Genomic DNA, 15,316 nt, shown 5'->3' on the forward strand with positions numbered 1-15,316 from the left:
GCTTGATGCAAATTACATGGAAAAAAGTTACCAGTGTCGGTTTATTTTTAGTATTAATCGGTTATGGCCTGAGTGTATGGTGGAGTATCGAGCCCGATCCTATCAATCCTCAACAATTGACGGCTACCGATAAAAATGTGGTCGGATACGCAACCACCACTTCGCTGATCCTCACGGTCGAAACATTACTGGATAAACAAGGCGGTTGGTTATCAAACGATGTGATGCCACCTTCTATCTTTATGGATAACATGCCCGCATTTGAATACGGCGCATTAGAACAAGCCCGCGATTTAGCCTTGATTATGCGTAAAGAGTTTAGTCGCTCGCAGTCACAATCGGCAGCGGATAAAGATTTAGGCGAAGCCCAATCTAAGCTCAATATCGATCACACTAGCTGGTTAGTGCCAAGTGCCGAAAGCGAATACCGCGATGCCATTAAATTGCTGAAGCTGTACCGTGCTCGCATGATGGACCCTAACAATCAAGATGCACAGTTTTATGCCCGCGCCGACAACCTCAATGAATGGTTGAAAGAAGTACAGAAGCGTCTGGGCAGCATGTCACAACGTTTATCGGCCAGCGTTGGCCAAGAGCGTTTAAATACCGACTTAGCCGGCGATAATGCGGCGCGTCAATCCACGCCTAACTTGGCAAGCCATCAGGTGAAAACCAGCTGGTGGAAAATTGATGATGTTTTCTATGAGAGTCGTGGTGCTTCATGGGCCTTGCTGAACTTTATGCGCGCCGTTGAAGTCGATTTTGCCGACGTCTTAAAGAAGAAAAATGCTGAAGTGAGCCTAAGACAGATCATTCGTGAACTGGAAGCGACTCAGCAAACTGTCTGGAGCCCTGTTGTGCTTAATGGCAGCGGTTTTGGCTTAGTCGCTAATCATTCATTGGTTATGGCTAACTATGTATCCCGTGCGAATGCCGCGGTGATTGATTTAACGAACTTGCTATCTCAAGGTTAATTATGAAAAAAACTCTCCTCGCCAGTGCGGTATTAGGATTATGCATGGCCACATCAGCCCAAGCGGCCACTGTGGTCGGTTTCACAATTGGCGGTGACTACTGGCGCGCCGATACTAGCGGTACTTTTGCCGATAGAGGTCAACCACAGCAAACATTTGATTACAGTTCATCGGCTCAAGGTAGCTACTGGATTGCGGTTGAGCATCCATTGCCATTTGTCCCTAATATTAAAATCCGTGAAAATAGCTTAGATCAGAAAGGCAGCATGTCTGGTGCTGATTTCAACTTCAATGGTCATGATTTTAAAGGTAATGTGACTGCTTATACCGATCTGAGCAACACAGATTTCGTGCTGTATTACGAAATATTGGATAACGATATAGTGTCATTGGATCTCGGTGCTGCTTACAAGTTAATGAATGGCTCACTGCGCGTGCAAGACCCTGGTCACCCTGAAGAGAAAGATGTCGATAGCGGCATTGTGATGGGTTATGCCAGTACGCATGTGGGTATGCCTGGCTTAGGCTTGTACGGTTTTGCTGATTTGATGCAGGGCGTAAATGAATCAAGCGTTCACGACTATGCGATTGGTTTAGGTTGGCAGTTCGATGGTTTGGCTGTCGATACCCGTGTACGTGTAGGCTACCGTGAGTTTTTATTCGACGTGAGTAACTTCTCGGGTGTGAGTGCCGATACTAAATTTAAAGGTTACTTCGCAGGTGTTGAAATCAACTTCTAATCTGTTGATTTAGCGTTTGAGTATAAAAAACCGCCTATCGGCGGTTTTTTTATCTGACAACTTTTATAGCTGAGAACCGAGAGTGAGATTACTCTGCAATTAAGCCATTGTTGATGGCAATCACGTCATCTTCATTCAATGTACCCGCTGCTTGCTTCAAGGCAATGACCGAGTTGATGTAGCTATAACGTGCATCTGATAATTTACGTTTTGAGTCGTACAAGTCACGAGTACGGTTCAATACGTCAACTATAGTACGCGTACCGACTTCGAAACCCGCTTGAGTGGCTTTCAGTGCACTTTCTGATGAAATAACCGATTGCTCATAGGCTTTGATTGAGCTGATAGAAGCGCCTACGTTGTTGTAGTTATTACGGACGTTTTTCACTACACCGCGGTAAACTTGCTCAAGTTTTTCACTCGCTTCAACATATTGAAATTGCGCTTGATTAACTTGTGAGCTCACTTTAAAGCCTTCGAAAATCGGAATGCTTAAGTTGACACCGACACTGACGTTATCAAAGTCAGGCTCATTGATATTACCGGTTTTTTGCTCAAGACCTTTGTTGTAACCTGCATTCAAGCTTAAAGAAGGCATGTGGCCTGCTTGATAAAGCTTAATGGTTTCTTGAGCGATATCTTTACCGATACGTTGAGTCATCAAATCGACGCTATTGGTTTCAGCAATCTTCAACCATTCGTTTGACGACGTTGGCGCTGGCGTAACGGCCGAGAAACGGTTGGTATCTAACACGTTAATTGTCTTGTGATCGATGCCAGTGATTTCACGTAAGGCTTCATAGCTATTAGCGAGTGTGTTTTCAGCTAAAATTTCAGTGGCTGAGGCTAAGTCATATTGCGCTTGGGCTTCATGCACATCGGTAATGGCGGTTAAACCCACAGCGAAACGTTGTTTAGTTTGTTCAAGTTGGCGTTCGATCGCACGTTTTTCTGCACCTTGGAACTCGTAGTTATCTTTCGCCGTTAATACGTTGAAATAGGCTGTAGTGATACGAGTAATCAAGTTTTGTAATGCTGAAGCATAGGCAGAATCTGCTTGAGAAGCGGCTTTCTCAGCAAGGCTTAAACCGACCCAAGCACTATGATCATAAATCACTTGATTTAATTTCAGGCTACCCACTAGACCACTTGAATCATCCTTAGGATCATTCCAAGCTTTGTCATAACCGACGTTTGCACTAATGGTTGGCAATAGCGGAGCACGGTTTTGTTCGATTTTCTCAAATAAACCATTACGCTGGGCTTGGGCTTGTAATACGAGCGGGTCGCTGGTCAGTGCTTGTTGATAAATTTGCAACAAATCATCTGCTTGTACCGCTGAAGCGGAAGCCGCAAGTGTTAATGCTGCGCATAAATTATGGATCTTAAATTTCATTTGCTGTCCTTATTAGACAAAATCCCCCCACGGAGGAATATTTTAACTTCGTTTAGACTAAGTAATGCCTTTACCAAGGCGGTTTGCGCTTCCCGACGCTTCCCGATACAGCTAAAACTTAATGACCTAGAGTCTAAGAACTCTGACACTTTCAAGTCAAATTCGAAGTGTAACAGATTTTATTTTAAAAATGTGCTCAAATTGCCTTGATTATAGGCGCAAATTCAACTTTTAAGGATAGAGTATGAAACCCCCTGTTTTTTCGCAAACGGATATTGAGATCTTAGAAAAAAAATCCCTGTATCAAGGGTTTTTCTCAATGGACGAATACACTTTTAAACATAAATTGTTTGCAGGCGGCTGGAGCAAACCTGTCACCCGCGAAGTGTTTGAGCGGGGTCATGCCGTCGTCGTTCTACCCTATGATGCCAGACAAGATAAAGTGGTGCTTATCGAACAGGTACGTTTTCCTGCATTAGCAACCACTAAATCTCCTTGGCTTCTCGAGTTGGTCGCGGGTATGATTGCAGCCGAAGAAACGCCTCTGGACGTTGCGCACCGCGAATTAATGGAAGAAACCGGTTTGGCCGCTAAGCAAATGCACAGTGTGAATAGTTATCTCGCCAGCCCAGGTGGCAGCACAGAACGTTTTTATTTCTATTGGGCCGATGTTGATTCGAACGACGCTCAAGGATTGCATGGATTAGCTGAAGAGCACGAAGATATTCGATTGCATGTCCTAAGCCGCGAGCAAGCTTATCATAGTGTGGTTGCGGGCGAGATCGATAATGCGTCGACCGTCATTGGATTACAATGGTTACAATTAAACTATCAACAACTGGTTTAAGTTGGGATGAATTTGGCTACTTCGAGTCTAAAACGACGCTATAAACCCAATGTCAGTGACTTTCTCGCACTGTGCGGGCGAAATTATGGCTACATGTTGAAATGGTTACCGTTAGAGATAGCTATCGGTGAGTCATGGCGACTCGAAGGTGAGTTTGGTATATTAGTAGTGCGAATTTTAGAAAATACCAAATATACTCAATTAGTTGAGATATCACGCCCCATTGCAATCAAGGAGTTTATCAATACTCCCAAGGTGTTAGTGAGAATTTATCACGATGCTAAATTAGCAGAAGTGTTAACTGGTCAACAGATTTACCAATTACGCCCAGTGTATGATTATCCCAATGTACGTATGTATCAAAGTGATGAAAAGCACCAGGTGAATGCATTCCTGGAAGAGTTATTAAAGATTGGTTACCACCATAGTGTCGTGTGCCAGTCTTAGAATTGGGTATTCAATGTGCTGAAAGAGGCTGTCTCTTACTCCATAGCTGAAGGGGAAAGCGTGCGTATCGTGCAAGTCACAGATCCGCATCTTTTTGCCGATCCTGAAGCTCAGCTATTAGGGGTCAATACTAGCAAGAGTTTTGCTGCCGTATTAAATACAATTAGAGCTGTGGACTATCCCGCTCATTTGATGCTTGCCACGGGTGACTTAAGTCAAGATTACTCGGCTGAGTCCTATCAGCAATTTGTGAAAGCCGTCACTCCTATTGGTTTACCTTGCCATTATCTTCCCGGAAACCATGATGATCCGCGGATTATGTATCTGCACATGCAAGGTGAACAGATTTTTGGACAGCAGCGTATTCTGGCCGGAAACTGGCAAATTCTCATGTTGGATTCAACCGTGCGGGGAAAGCCCGGTGGCAATATGGCCGAGACTCAGTTCGAATTAATTGATAAAGCCATTGCCGCACATCCCGAATGTCACACTTTATTGGTGATGCACCACAATCCCATTGTCGTGAATTGCACTTGGCTGGATCAGCACTGCATGGACAATGGCGCCGAATTTATTGCGCGAGTAGCAAAGTATCCGCAGGTCAAAGGATTACTCTGGGGTCATGTACACCAATGTATTGATACCCATCATAATGGCCCTCATGGCAGCATGCAGCTAATGGCGACGCCTTCCACTTGTATTCAATTTAAGCCGTTATCGCCTTATTTTGCTTTGGATAGCGTCCAACCGGGTTATCGTTTGCTGGAGTTGAGAGCCGATGGTAGCATCAACACTAAAGTGTATCGCGTACCGGGTAACCATTTTTCCCCCGACAACAACTCTAGCGGTTATTAACGCGAATAACCGCAGCCTGAGGAAATATGCTGCTTTATATTCACGGATTTAATAGCTCACCCTTTTCAGATAAAGCTGTGATGACGGCTGAGTACATGGCGCAGTATCACCCGAGTGTGACCTTTTATCAGCCGCAATTACCCAATACGCCCAAGGCTGCCATGGCACTGTTAACCACTTATGTTGAGGCGGCTGTCGATGCCAATGAGCCATTAACTTACATAGGCTCATCCTTAGGCGGATATTTTGCCAGCTATTTAGCCGAAACCTATGGCGGCAAGGCTGTGTTAGTCAATCCAGCGGTAAAACCCTTTGAATTGTTTGATGAGTTTATGGGGCCGCAATTTAATCCCTATACCGAACAGCATTATCTTGTCGTGCCCGAGCATAAGCGGGAAGTTGCTGAATTTAATACGGCTGTTATCCGCAATCCGGATCGTTTTTTGGTATTATTGCAGACGGGTGATGAAGTGCTGGATTATCGCGAAGCGCTCAATAAGTACCATCACTGCCAATTACGAATTGAAGCGGGAGGCGATCACAGTTTTGTTGGCTACGAATCGCATCTGCAAACTGTAAGCCAATTTTTACACTTACCTTGACAAACTGACATGCCGAGCCGCAACATGGCCGGATACAATAACTTATAGCGTGCCCTATGACGAATCAATACACCTCTGACGCCATTGAAGTTCTCAACGGACTCGATCCTGTTAAACGCCGTCCAGGTATGTATACCGACACCTCCAGACCAAATCATTTGGGCCAAGAGGTCATAGATAACAGTGTCGATGAAGCATTGGCGGGTCACGCGACTAAAATTGAAGTTGTTCTACATACAGATAACTCCCTCGAAGTCACCGATGATGGCCGTGGTATGCCGGTGGATATCCACCCAGAAGAAGGCATTCCTGGGGTCGAGTTAATCCTAACCAAATTGCATGCTGGCGGTAAATTTTCGAATAAAAACTACCAGTTCTCTGGCGGTTTGCATGGTGTGGGGATTTCGGTCGTTAACGCGCTGTCACGCCGTGTCGAAGTGACAGTTCGCCGTGATGGTCAAGTGTATGATATCGCATTTGAAAATGGCTTTAAGGTTGAAGAGTTACGCCCAACGGGGACCTGTGGTCGTCGCAATACTGGGACTCGAGTGCATTTTTGGCCCGACGCCAGCTATTTTGATTCGGCTAACTTTTCTAATTCAAAACTGATTTATCTGCTGCGGGCTAAAGCGGTATTGTGCCCAGGTTTACGGATCAAATTCACCAACAAACAAACAAATGAAGTCCATGAATGGTTCTATGAAAGCGGCCTAACTGATTATTTGAAGGCGGCGATTGGCGACAATTTAAGGTTGCCAGATGAGCCGTTTGTCGGTTGTTTTAAGGGCCAGCTAGAAGCCGCTGATTGGGCCATTACTTGGCTGCCAGAAGGCGGTGAATCCATTGGCGAGAGTTATGTTAACTTAATTCCGACTCCGCTCGGTGGTACTCATGTAAATGGTTTCCGCCAAGGCTTATTGGAGTCAATGCGCGAATTTTGTGAGTTCAGAAACTTAATTCCCCGCGGTATTAAACTTTCACCCGAAGACATTTGGGATCGCGCCGCATTTATTTTGTCGGTGAAGATGCAAGAACCGCAATTTGCTGGCCAAACCAAAGAAAAGCTTTCGAGCCGCCAATGCGCTGCATTTGTGTCTGGCGTAGTGCGTGATGCCTTTTCACTTTGGTTGAACTCCAATACTGAACTCGCTGAATCGTTAGCCGAAATGTGCATTAATAACGCCCAGAGTCGGTTAAAGGCCGCTAAAAAAGTCGCCCGTAAAAAGGTGACTTCAGGGCCTGCTCTACCGGGTAAGCTAACGGACTGTAGTGGCCAAGATCCGATGCGCGGAGAGTTATTCCTCGTGGAAGGTGATTCTGCGGGCGGTAGTGCGAAACAGGCCCGCGATCGCGAGTTTCAAGCCATTATGCCGCTGCGTGGCAAAATCTTAAACACCTGGGAAGTCGATGCTTCACAAGTGTTAGCCTCACAGGAAGTCCATGATATTTCGGTCGCAATTGGTTGCGATCCCGATAGCAGTGATATCTCTGAACTGCGTTATGGCAAGATTTGTATCCTTGCGGATGCTGACTCCGACGGATTGCACATTGCTACCTTGTTATGCGCGCTATTTTTGAAGCATTACCGTATCTTGGTTGAACAGGGGCATGTGTATATTGCCATGCCGCCACTGTTCCGTATCGATATCGGCAAAGAGGTGTATTACGCCTTAGATGAAGCCGAAAGAGTGGGAATTTTAGATCGCATTGCCGCTGAGAATAAAAAGGGCAAGGTACAAGTCACCCGCTTTAAAGGCTTGGGTGAGATGAATCCTTTACAACTTCGTGAAACAACGATGGATCCGAACACCCGTCGTTTAGTACAGTTGACCATAGATGATATCGAAGAGACAGATGCTTTGATGGATATGTTGCTCGCTAAGAAGCGTTCGCCGGACCGTAAAAACTGGCTCGAAGATAAGGGTGACATGGCTTTACTTTAATGTTGTGCACTATTGCCGATAACAATAAAACATAGGCATAAAGAAAATTACAATGTTGTGTATTAAAACTAATAATTATAATTACTTAAAGGTGTTGTCTGCCGGTTTTACGCTCCTAGCGAGTGTAACGTTATTGCTCTGCAATAGCGCCTTTGCGGGTTCCCAATCGATCATGATTACCGTCGCTAAGGGGTTTGGTTTATCGCTTTATGCCTCGGATATTGGTGATGCAAAGCAAATGGCGATGGGGGCGAATGGCACTTTATTTGTCGGTTCCAATAAGAGCGGCACTATTCATGCGTTAGTCGATAGCAATCAAGATGGTCGTGTCGATAAGCGCTACGTGATTGCTAAAGGGCTTGAATCACCCGATGCGATTGCATTCCACAATGGCGACTTGTTTGTTGCCACTGAAAATCAAATCGTACGCTTTGTTGATATCGAGCAAAGATTACGCCGCCCGAGTCGACCCAAAGAAGTTTACAGTGATTTGCCTTACTCAGAGAAGAAAAGTTCTCGGGCAATTAATTTTGGCCCAGATGGCCGTTTATATGTGTCTATTGGTGCGCCCTGTAACGTTTGTGAAGCGCCAGTACCTTACAGCAGTATCATAGCGATCAATGTTGATACAGGTGCGAGTGAACAGATTGCGACCGGTGTGCGTGATGCGAGTGGATTTGATTGGTCACCAATAGACGGAAAATTATGGTTTGCCGATCAAGGCCGAGATTGGATGGGGGATAACCTGCCACCCGATGAGATTAACCGCGTCGATGTGATTGGGAGTCATTATGGCTTCCCTTACTTACATGCCAGTGCTGTGGTTGAACCTGCCTATGAAAAGCCAAAAAATCTAAAAATTTCGCTACCAGTATATGAACTGCCTGCCCATGTTGCACCCACAGGGCTTGCGTTTTATAGCGGCAATCAATTTCCAAATATGTACCATAATCAGTTGTTTGTAGCCGAAAATGGCTCGTGGAATCGTTCGAGCAAAGTCGGTTACCAAGTGGTTATGCTCAAGATTGAAAACCAAAAAGTGGTGAGTCGTGAAACGGTTGTTAGTTTCCTTGACGGTGAGTTTCCCGTCGCTCGCCCCTTTGCGCTGTTATCGGCTGCCGACGGTGCTATGTACATCTCAGATGATTTAAAAGGTAATGTGTATCGTTTGTTCTATAAGGGCGATAGTACTGAAGAACCACAGGAACTAGAAGAAAATGAGTGACGCTATCAAGTTAAGTCTCGATGGAGTAGAGCAAATGCCGTTGCGGCGCTTTACCGAAGAGGCTTATCTGAACTATTCCATGTACGTCATTATGGACCGAGCCCTGCCACACATTGGCGATGGGCTTAAACCTGTACAGCGTCGAATTATCTATGCCATGAGTGAGTTAGGTTTGTCGGCTCAGTCTAAGCATAAAAAATCGGCACGTACGGTCGGTGACGTATTAGGTAAATACCATCCCCACGGCGATAGCGCCTGTTATGAGGCTATGGTATTGATGGCGCAGCCATTCTCCTATCGCTATCCGTTAGTCGATGGTCAAGGTAACTGGGGTGCACCCGATGATCCTAAGTCATTTGCGGCTATGCGTTACACCGAAGCGCGTTTATCCAAATTCTCTGAAGTGCTGCTCAGCGAGCTGGGGCAAGGCACGGTCGAGTGGGGCGCTAACTTTGATGGCACGTTAAAAGAGCCAAAAGTACTGCCAGCACGTTTACCGCATATTTTACTTAATGGGATTACCGGTATTGCCGTGGGTATGGCGACGGATATTCCGCCGCACAACGTCAGGGAATTAGTCTCAGCCTGCGTGGCATTGCTCGATGATCCTAAGCTTGAACTCGAGCAATTAATGGCCTTTGTGCCTGGGCCTGATTATCCAACGGAAGCCGAGATCATTACCCCGTCTGCTGATATTGCAAAGATTTATGAGTCGGGCCGTGGGTCATTAAGAGCGCGCGCGGTTTACACAGTCGATGGCGGTGAAATCATCATTACTGCGCTGCCGCACCAAGCCAGTAGTGGTAAAATTTTAGAGCAAATCGCCAGTCAAATGCAGGCGAAGAAATTACCTATGGTGGCCGATTTGCGCGATGAGTCGGATCATGAGAGCCCTGTGCGGCTGGTGGTGGTTCCGCGCTCAAACCGTGTCGATTGCGATCAACTGATGGCACATTTATTTGCCACCACGGATTTAGAAAAGAGCTTTAGAGTTAACTTAAACGTGCTGGGTCTCGATGGCCGCCCACGGGTGAAGGGACTAAAAACCTTATTGACTGAGTGGTTAGAGTTCCGCGTTGATACAGTTAAACGTCGTTTGGAATACCGTTTAGATAAAGTCGTATCGCGGTTACACATACTCGAAGCCTTGATGATCGCTTTCCTCAATATTGATGAAGTGATTGAGATTATTCGTTTTCACGATGATCCTAAAACTGAGTTGATGGCCCGTTTTTCACTCAGTGATAAACAAGCTGAATCGATCCTCGAGTTAAAGTTACGTCATTTAGCTAAGTTAGAAGAATTTAAGATCACGGCCGAGCAGAATGAGCTTGAAGCCGAGCGCGAGAAGCTTGAGCAGTTATTGGGCTCAGAGCGTCGCTTGAAGACCTTGATAAAGAAAGAATTAATTCAAGATGCGCAAACCTACGGTGATGATCGTCGTTCACCCATAGTGCAGCGCAACGAGTCTCGCGCCTTAACTGAGCAAGAGTTAACGCCGACTGAGGCTGTGACAGTGGTCTTGTCTGAAAAAGGCTGGGTACGTTGTGCTAAGGGCCACGATATCGATCCGTTATCGCTCTCCTATAAGTCTGGCGACCAATACCTGTGCAGTGCGATGGGGCGAAGTAATCAGGCGGCGGTGTTTATTGATTCGTCCGGGCGGGCATTTGCGACCGATAGCCATACTTTGCCTTCGGCACGTAGCCAAGGTGAACCTATTACGACTCGCTTCAATATGGCACCTGGCGAAACCATGCAGCATGTGTTGATGGGTGAGGAAGACCAATGTTACCTGTTGGCAACTGACGCGGGTTACGGTTTTATTTGCTCGTACAATGATATGGTGTCACGCAATAAGGCGGGTAAGGCTTTGCTGAGTTTGCCGACAAACGCTAAGTCATTAACGCCTAAGTTGATTGATCGCACTAAGGAAATGTCGCTCTTGGCGATCACGAACGAAGGTCGAATGTTGTTATTCTCGCTGGAAGCCTTACCGCAATTATCTAAGGGGAAAGGCAACAAGATTATCGGTATCCCTACGGAAAGAGCCAAGAATCGTGAAGAGCTGATGACGCACTTACAATTAGTGCCGAGTGACACGCCAGTCACCTTGTGGGCGGGTAAACGCAAACTCACACTTAAGCCTAGCGATCTTGAGCATTATCGTGGTGAACGTGGTCGTCGTGGGGCTAAATTGCCAAGGGGCTTACAACGTGTCGATAGCGTTGAATTAGGTGACGGCGGCGAGCCATTACCGAGCATTTAATCCTTGATGGACTCAAGGTTTTGAAGCATTAAAGACATAAATGAAAGCCATCTAAGTTGACTTGGGTGGCTTTTTTGTTTTTATCGCCTGAGTCTTGACCGTTTGTTCTATTCGAGACATAAAAAAACCTACTGTATCGCTACAGTAGGTTTTTAATTATCTCTGGGTTAAGAGATTAGAAGTCGTAACGTACGCCTACAGAGAATACGTTGTCATCTTGTAGATCAACTTTGTTACCGGCAACAACATGGTCACCGCGGTACATAGCGTATTGGCCGTATACCATAGTTGATTTAGCTAGACGGTAGTCAGCACCTATGTTGAAGTTTTGTACGTTGATATCAGTGCCAGTTGCGCCACCTTTATTAACGTTTTTGTAGAAGTTACCGAAGCCAGCATCATCAGCACCGTATTCAGCTTTCAGGTTTACGCCATTCAGATCGTAAGAAACGTTCACGAAGTAAGTATTGCCATCGATATCGCTATTCACAACGTTTTCTGATTGTTGGAATAAACCACCGACTTTGAATTGGCCTAATTTAACTTGAGCCACACCACGGTACGCATCAATACCTGAAATACCCTTGTTATAGGCTACAGCAACATAGTAGTTCTGTTCTTTAAACTTGCTATCGCCTAAAGTCGCGCTTAATGCATATAAGCTTTCAGAAGTTTTTGCAGTCGTGTCGTTATCATCAAACAAATAAGTTGCGTTCAGTGTTACTAAGCCAGCGATTTTTGGCGAGTAGTACCACATACCATCAGCGCTACGAGTTTGGCCACTGATTAAACGGTCGATATCGGCGTTAGTGTTACCGAAAATATCCACACCGCCTTCGGCTTGTTTGAATACTGTGTCGTTACGACCCACTAACACAGTACCTGCGTTAGTTTTTAAACCTAAATAAGTATTACGCGCTTTAAATACATCACCCGTTGTTGATGTATTTTCAACTTGGAATTCCATTTGATAGATAGCTTCAAAGCCATCAGCAATCTTTTCTGAACCCTTTACACCTAACAGAGAAAAGTTGTTTTCTAAATATGTGCCAGCGTTATTTTCATCGGCATAGTTAGTGGTATCGATACCGTTAGTGCCGCCTTGTAGGGTAGCAGCAGTGTCAGTATGGGTTAAAGCAAGCTCTAAACGACCATAGAAGCTTGGGCCTTCGGCTAGCGCACCGAATGAAGCCAATGCCAATACTGATGCAACTGATGCAGAGATGAATGTCTTTTTCATGTTTTGTGCTCCCTCGAACCTAAGTTCTTTTCCATTTTTCATGGTTTTTGTGTGGTTTAACGCATTTGTCACCTGAGTCGGTAACAAAGTTACCGCCGATTTTTACAGTTTTACGACTCGCAGGCTGTGGTGCAGATCATGTTTTTGGCTCTCCTTGTCCATATTCGGGCTATTTCTAGGATATTTCTAGGATATTTCCTTATACCTTGACTGCAAATTTGCCTGAAAGCTGCAAAACTGTATTTTTCACTTACTACTTAAGTGGTAGGTAAGGCGGATTGCCTTAGACAGTGGGTCGGCGAGGGTAACTGTAGCATATACTAATACTGTAGCAAGTCTGTCATATCGGCTGTGGATATGTGTTTGGGGACGATATCTAAGCAGAAAAAGCGGCCGGAGCCGCTTTTTTATCAAGAAATAACCTTGTGGTTAGTTGATTAATCTATTTAAAAATCAACGCGTAAACCAACAGTAAAGATGTTGTCATTCAGGTCTTGCTTCACATCGGCCAACATAAGATCACCATCGAAGCGCGTGTAGTGACCATAGACCATAGTCTTAGTGCTCAAACGGTAATCGGCACCCACACTGAACTGTTGCAGGTCAACATCACGGACTTGTTCTAAGCCGCTGTTGTTTTGGTCACCGACATAACGGCTCACGTATTTACCTAAACCTGAGTCATCTTTGCCGTACATCATCTTCAATTTCAAGTCGCCAATTAAGTAAGCCGCGTTGACGAAGTAGGTATCACCTGAGAGATTGGCAAACTTATCATCCACATGTTCACTGTGTTGATATAAGGCACCTAAGATAACATCGCCGAATTTAGCTTGGGCCACACCACGGTAGGCTTCAACGTTATCAATACCATCACTATAGGCGGCAGCGACATAGTAGTTCTGTGCTTTAAAGGTTTTATCCCCTAAGGTGGCGCTCAGAGCATACATGTGATCTTTGCTATACACCTCGTTGCCATTGCTATCCACTTGGTCATAGTTATCGCTCATCAGATAAGTGGCATTAAGCGTCACCAGATCGGCAATTTTAGGTGAATAGTAAGAAATACCATCGGCGGAGCGTGTTTGGCCTGCAACCAGTAAGTCGATATCAGCATTGGTATTACCGAAAAGATCGAAGCTACCTTCAGCGGCTTTAAATACGGTATCGTTACGGCCTACTAAGGCCGTACCAGCGGCACTTCTGATCCCTAGGAATGTATTACGGGCATTGAAGGTTTTATTTGAGTTGTCAAAGTTTTCGACACCAAATTCCATTTGATAAATGATGTCAAAGTAAGGGCTTACAGCTTCAGAACCTTTTACGCCTAACCAAGAGAAGTTGTTTTCAAGAACAGTGCCCTCCTTTTGGTTTTGAGTTGCATAACCTGTGTCTGAATTGGTAATGGCAAGATCAGCATGACCATAGAATTCAGGGCCATCGGCGAGTGCTGTGAATGAATAGAGTGTGAGGCTAGAAATAATAGCCGTCGTCAGTAGATTCTTTTTCATCTTCATTTTCCTGTGCTTATCGCTGTTATATGCATTGATAACTTCAGTATCTATGCATGCTGTTGAGCTTTTATGTGGCAAAGTCTGCACAGACTGTCAGCAATAAAGTGTGATCTGGATCAAGTTTCATATAAAGGGTGCTTTATTTAACGTATTGTTTTACAAGTTAAATACAGTTTTTTACTATGTTGATTACCGAGTTGTTCGGCCATGCATTATGAGTCTTTGCATTTGTTACGCTTACTTGGCAATCGTATCCTTTTGCATCTGGTGTTATGTGTCTGCGGATCTGATTTCGATTTATGTCCAGATCGTTTAGAATCCACCGCACATTTTTAGTGCTGCTATTAAGCTGTCCCTGCTGGCATCACTTCGATGCTAGGGCAAGCGCTCCTGCTGTTATTGAGTAATATAAGGTAAGTATTTATGACTGAGGCCTATCTAAATCGATTTGGCGGAATTGGCCGTTTGTATGGACAAAAGGCTCTGGCTAAATTTGCTACATCCCACGTGGTGGTGATTGGTATTGGTGGCGTAGGTACTTGGGCGGCAGAGGCCTTAGCGCGAAGCGGCATCGGACAGATAAGCTTGATGGATTTAGACGATATCTGTGTCACTAACACTAACCGTCAAATTCACGCGCTCAGTTCCACTATTGGCAGTTCTAAAGTCGCTGTGATGGCGCAGCGGATCCGTGAAATTAATCCTGATTGCCAAGTGAATGAAATTGAAGATTTTATTACATTGGATAATCTAGGCGAGTATTTGCTCGGGGCTAAAGAGGGCGGCAATATTGATTATGTTATTGACTGTATTGATGCCGTTAAGCAAAAGGCCGCGTTAATTGCCTGGTGTAAACGTCAAAAAATCAAGGTTGTTACGGTAGGCGGTGCGGGTGGGCAGACAGATCCGACTCAAATTCAGTTAACAGATCTCGCTAAAACTTACCAAGATCCTTTGTTAGCCAAAGTGCGCAATATTTTGCGCCGTGAATATAACTTCTCTAAAAACGTGCAACGCCGCTTTGCTATCGATGCGGTTTTTTCCAGTGAGCAGTTAGTGTATCCGCAAGCCGATGGCTCTGTTTGTGGTACTAAAGCCGCGGCCGATGGCAGCATGAGAATGGATTGTGCGTCAGGTTTTGGCGCTGTCACTATGGTCACTGGGACATTTGGCTTCGTGGCGGCAAGTCGAGTATTAGCGCGCTTAGCGCTGCAAGCTCAAGAAACGCTTTAAAGGGTTAACGTTTTTCTACTGATGATTTCAC

The 15,316-nt window shown here is 45.2% G+C and carries 13 protein-coding genes; 10 read left to right on the plus strand and 3 right to left on the minus strand.

Annotation, left to right across the window (positions count from 1 at the left end):
• Window positions 1-5: 5 nt before the first annotated feature.
• Entirely contained in the window at window positions 6-974 is a 969-nt protein-coding gene (locus Q4Q52_RS13465; RefSeq protein WP_006086050.1) for a DUF2333 family protein, read from the plus strand.
• Window positions 975-976: 2 nt separating this feature from the next.
• The gene (locus tag Q4Q52_RS13470) at window positions 977-1,714 is read left to right on the plus strand and encodes a TIGR04219 family outer membrane beta-barrel protein (protein WP_006086048.1); all 738 of its coding nucleotides are present in this window, start codon (window positions 977-979) and stop codon (window positions 1,712-1,714) included.
• 88 nt (window positions 1,715-1,802) lie between these two features.
• Here the strand turns inward: Q4Q52_RS13470 and tolC are convergent, their stop codons facing one another.
• Window positions 1,803-3,110, minus strand: a complete 1,308-nt coding sequence (gene tolC / locus Q4Q52_RS13475; RefSeq protein WP_063882267.1) for an outer membrane channel protein TolC — start codon at window positions 3,108-3,110, stop codon at window positions 1,803-1,805.
• A gap of 244 nt (window positions 3,111-3,354) precedes the next feature.
• On the opposite strand from tolC, the gene nudF reads away from it, so the two are divergent.
• The 7 genes from nudF to parC are packed head-to-tail and all read left to right on the plus strand — an operon-like array spanning window position 3,355 to window position 11,298.
• Window positions 3,355-3,957 carry an ADP-ribose diphosphatase gene (nudF, locus tag Q4Q52_RS13480; RefSeq protein WP_311906836.1) on the plus strand — a complete coding sequence of 201 codons (603 nt, stop codon included), beginning with the start codon at window positions 3,355-3,357 and terminating at the stop codon, window positions 3,955-3,957.
• Window positions 3,958-3,963: 6 nt separating this feature from the next.
• Window positions 3,964-4,404: a DUF1249 domain-containing protein gene (locus Q4Q52_RS13485; RefSeq protein WP_063882262.1), complete on the plus strand. Its 441-nt coding sequence runs from the start codon at window positions 3,964-3,966 to the stop codon at window positions 4,402-4,404.
• 15 nt (window positions 4,405-4,419) lie between these two features.
• Window positions 4,420-5,259: a 3',5'-cyclic-AMP phosphodiesterase gene (gene cpdA / locus Q4Q52_RS13490; protein WP_106649492.1), complete on the plus strand. Its 840-nt coding sequence runs from the start codon at window positions 4,420-4,422 to the stop codon at window positions 5,257-5,259.
• A 26-nt stretch (window positions 5,260-5,285) separates the two neighbouring features.
• Window positions 5,286-5,861: a YqiA/YcfP family alpha/beta fold hydrolase gene (locus Q4Q52_RS13495; protein ID WP_220592036.1), complete on the plus strand. Its 576-nt coding sequence runs from the start codon at window positions 5,286-5,288 to the stop codon at window positions 5,859-5,861.
• Window positions 5,862-5,917: 56 nt separating this feature from the next.
• Window positions 5,918-7,804: a DNA topoisomerase IV subunit B gene (parE, locus tag Q4Q52_RS13500; protein WP_106649494.1), complete on the plus strand. Its 1,887-nt coding sequence runs from the start codon at window positions 5,918-5,920 to the stop codon at window positions 7,802-7,804.
• 52 nt (window positions 7,805-7,856) lie between these two features.
• Window positions 7,857-9,029 carry a sorbosone dehydrogenase family protein gene (locus Q4Q52_RS13505; RefSeq protein WP_261272407.1) on the plus strand — a complete coding sequence of 391 codons (1,173 nt, stop codon included), beginning with the start codon at window positions 7,857-7,859 and terminating at the stop codon, window positions 9,027-9,029.
• Window positions 9,022-11,298, plus strand: coding sequence for a DNA topoisomerase IV subunit A (gene parC, locus Q4Q52_RS13510; RefSeq protein WP_311891527.1), 2,277 nt, complete (start codon window positions 9,022-9,024; stop codon window positions 11,296-11,298). The genes Q4Q52_RS13505 and parC overlap by 8 nt, the downstream gene beginning before the upstream one ends.
• A gap of 175 nt (window positions 11,299-11,473) precedes the next feature.
• On the opposite strand, the gene Q4Q52_RS13515 is transcribed toward parC, so the two are convergent.
• Both Q4Q52_RS13515 and Q4Q52_RS13520 read right to left on the minus strand, forming a co-directional pair.
• The gene (locus Q4Q52_RS13515) at window positions 11,474-12,538 is read right to left on the minus strand and encodes a porin (RefSeq protein WP_311990835.1); all 1,065 of its coding nucleotides are present in this window, start codon (window positions 12,536-12,538) and stop codon (window positions 11,474-11,476) included.
• 446 nt (window positions 12,539-12,984) lie between these two features.
• Window positions 12,985-14,049: a porin gene (locus tag Q4Q52_RS13520; protein ID WP_311990836.1), complete on the minus strand. Its 1,065-nt coding sequence runs from the start codon at window positions 14,047-14,049 to the stop codon at window positions 12,985-12,987.
• 426 nt (window positions 14,050-14,475) lie between these two features.
• Between Q4Q52_RS13520 and tcdA the strand changes: the two genes are divergently transcribed.
• Window positions 14,476-15,285: a tRNA cyclic N6-threonylcarbamoyladenosine(37) synthase TcdA gene (tcdA, locus tag Q4Q52_RS13525; RefSeq protein ID WP_311990837.1), complete on the plus strand. Its 810-nt coding sequence runs from the start codon at window positions 14,476-14,478 to the stop codon at window positions 15,283-15,285.
• The last annotated feature ends 31 nt before the right edge of the window (window positions 15,286-15,316 follow it).

It is taken from the genome of Shewanella sp. SP1S2-4 (assembly GCF_031932075.1).
Classification (GTDB): Bacteria; Pseudomonadota; Gammaproteobacteria; order Enterobacterales; family Shewanellaceae; genus Shewanella; species Shewanella baltica.

Bases quoted from the DNA above. Each gene is read 5' to 3' on its own strand.
- nudF (WP_311906836.1), top strand. From the start codon at position 3,355: ATGAAACCCCCTGTTTTTTCGCAAACGGATATTGAGATCTTAGAAAAA.
- Q4Q52_RS13520 (WP_311990836.1), bottom strand. From the start codon at position 14,049: ATGAAAAAGAATCTACTGACGACGGCTATTATTTCTAGCCTCACACTC.
- parC (WP_311891527.1), top strand. From the start codon at position 9,022: ATGAGTGACGCTATCAAGTTAAGTCTCGATGGAGTAGAGCAAATGCCG.
- Q4Q52_RS13505 (WP_261272407.1), top strand. From the start codon at position 7,857: ATGTTGTGTATTAAAACTAATAATTATAATTACTTAAAGGTGTTGTCT.
- Q4Q52_RS13495 (WP_220592036.1), top strand. From the start codon at position 5,286: ATGCTGCTTTATATTCACGGATTTAATAGCTCACCCTTTTCAGATAAA.
- tolC (WP_063882267.1), bottom strand. From the start codon at position 3,110: ATGAAATTTAAGATCCATAATTTATGCGCAGCATTAACACTTGCGGCT.
- tcdA (WP_311990837.1), top strand. From the start codon at position 14,476: ATGACTGAGGCCTATCTAAATCGATTTGGCGGAATTGGCCGTTTGTAT.
- Q4Q52_RS13470 (WP_006086048.1), top strand. From the start codon at position 977: ATGAAAAAAACTCTCCTCGCCAGTGCGGTATTAGGATTATGCATGGCC.
- Q4Q52_RS13465 (WP_006086050.1), top strand. From the start codon at position 6: ATGCAAATTACATGGAAAAAAGTTACCAGTGTCGGTTTATTTTTAGTA.
- Q4Q52_RS13515 (WP_311990835.1), bottom strand. From the start codon at position 12,538: ATGAAAAAGACATTCATCTCTGCATCAGTTGCATCAGTATTGGCATTG.
- Q4Q52_RS13485 (WP_063882262.1), top strand. From the start codon at position 3,964: ATGAATTTGGCTACTTCGAGTCTAAAACGACGCTATAAACCCAATGTC.
- parE (WP_106649494.1), top strand. From the start codon at position 5,918: ATGACGAATCAATACACCTCTGACGCCATTGAAGTTCTCAACGGACTC.